3 protein-coding genes are annotated in these 1,956 nt (G+C 74.6%); 1 reads left to right on the top strand and 2 read right to left on the bottom strand.

What is annotated here, in order from left to right; genetic code table 11:
* Positions 1-87: 87 nt before the first annotated feature.
* Both DKL51_RS11240 and DKL51_RS11235 read right to left on the bottom strand, forming a co-directional pair.
* Positions 88-558, bottom strand: coding sequence for a Clp protease N-terminal domain-containing protein (locus tag DKL51_RS11240; RefSeq protein WP_109945055.1), 471 nt, complete (start codon positions 556-558; stop codon positions 88-90).
* A gap of 7 nt (positions 559-565) precedes the next feature.
* On the bottom strand, positions 566-769 hold the full coding sequence (locus DKL51_RS11235; RefSeq protein WP_109965771.1) for a helix-turn-helix domain-containing protein: 204 nt from the start codon (positions 767-769) through the stop codon (positions 566-568).
* A gap of 101 nt (positions 770-870) precedes the next feature.
* Between DKL51_RS11235 and DKL51_RS37665 the strand changes: the two genes are divergently transcribed.
* Positions 871-1,923, top strand: a complete 1,053-nt coding sequence (locus DKL51_RS37665; protein ID WP_124812022.1) for an FAD-dependent monooxygenase — start codon at positions 871-873, stop codon at positions 1,921-1,923.
* Positions 1,924-1,956 lie beyond the last annotated feature (33 nt).

Here is a 1,956-nt window from a genome sequence, read left to right as displayed (position 1 = left end):
GCGGGGGAGCGGGCAGCGGCCCGGGCGGCCCGCCCGGCGCCGGTGGTCGACGCCGGCTGACCGCCCCGGTCCGCGTTCCGTTGCTCGTCAGGCGGCGTGTGGCTGGAGGTGCGCGCGGACGGTGGAGCGGTCCACGCCCAGTTCCCGGAACACCTCGGCCACCGGGTCGGGTAGCTCGCAGTCCAGCAGGGCCAGCAGCAGGTGTGTCGACCTGATCCGCCGGCTGCCCTGCTGGCGGACCACGCCGACGGTACGCCGCAGCGTGGTCCGCGCGGCGGAGGTGAACGGCGTCCGCTTCGGGGACAGCGGCACGGGCGCCCGCTCGACGCCGGCCACGTCGACGCCGACCGCCGCCAGGGCGGCCCGGTCCAACGACTCCAGGGCGGCCCGGGCGCGGGCCAGGTCGACGCCCAACTCGGCGAGGGAGTCCAGCTCTCGGGCGTGCAACACGCCGAGGAGCAGGTGCTCGGTCCCGATGCGGCGGTCACCGCGGTGCCGGGCCTCCTCAAGGGCGGCGCCGACGGTGACCCGGGCGCCGGCGGCGAAGTGCTCGAACATCTCGGCCTCACTTCCCGTGCTTGGTGTGCACCGACTGGCGGGACACGCCCAGCGCGTCCCCGATCTGCTCCCAGGACCACCCCGCCTGGCGGGCGCGCGCCACGGCCGCGGCCTCGACCTGCTCGGCCAGGCGGTGCAGCGCGCCGACCGCGCGCAGCCCGACGGCCGGGTCCTGCGAGCGCAGCCGGGCGGCGAGTTCTGCCTCTTCCATGACTGTCAGTCTGGATTGACAGACCGCCCCGTGTCAATCCAGGCTGACGCTCACCGGTGCTGTCAGCCCAGCCTGACACCGGGATCGGAAGGAGGACCGGAATGAACCACGAGGTGGTGATCGTCGGAGCCGGCCCCAACGGGCTGCTCCTCGCCGGCGAGCTGCGGCTGGCCGGCGTACCCGTGCTGCTGCTGGAACGCAGCCCGCTCCCCGGCGGCGAGCCCCGGGCCAACGGCCTGATCGGCCGGGTCGTCCAGGCGATGGACCTGCGCGGCCTCTACGAACCCCTGGCCGGTCGGCCGGGACCCCCCGCGCCCACGCCCTGGTTCCAGTTCGGTGGCCTGCCGCTCGACCTCTCCGCGGTGGCCGACAACCCGCTCTTCGCGCTGCCCGTGCCGCAGGCCCGCATCCAGCAGGTGCTGGAGGAGCGCGCCCGCGACCTCGGCGCGGAGATCCGGCGCGGACACGAGGTGACCGGCTTCGGCCAGGACGCCGACGACATGCAGGTGAATGTCCGCACTGCGGACGGCGACCTACGGTTGCGGACCCGCTGGCTGGTCGGTGCGGACGGCGGCCACAGCCTGATCCGTAAGCAGGCCGGCATCCCGTTCCCGGGCAGCAACGACGACCGGTTCGTCTCGCACATGGGGCATGCGGTCATCCCGGCCGACCGGCTGGACTCCGACGGCGCCCTGGCGCTGCCGGACGGCCGACGGCTGATGCCGTTCGCCCACAACCGGCTGCCCGGCGGGGTCTTCACCTTCGCCCGGCTCGGCGACACCGGCGAGGCGTACCTGGTCGCCGTGATGGAGTGGGCCGGGCGCGGGCGGGAAGCCGCGCCGGTCACCTTCGCCGACCTGCAGCACGCCGTCGACCGGGTGCTCGACGGGGCGCTTCCGCTGGGCCGGCCCACCCGGCCGTCACCGCTGCTGCGCCGGCTCGAGGGGGTCACCATCCGGCAGGCCACCCGCTATCGCGCCGGACGGGTCCTGCTGGTCGGCGACGCCGCGCACGTGCACCCGGCCGTCGGCGGCCCCGGGCTGAACCTGGGCCTGCAGGACGCGCTGAACCTCGGCTGGAAGCTCGCCGCCGAGATCCGGGGCTGGGCGCCGCCGGGGCTGCTCGACACGTACCTGTCTCTTATACCCATCTGACGCTGCCGACGATCGCATAAGTGTAGATTTCGG

Source organism: Micromonospora globispora, assembly GCF_003857015.1.
Classification (GTDB): Bacteria; Actinomycetota; Actinomycetes; order Mycobacteriales; family Micromonosporaceae; genus Micromonospora; species Micromonospora globispora.
Note: the sequence above shows the minus strand (reverse complement) of the source record. Positions and strands in the feature narration are given on the sequence as shown.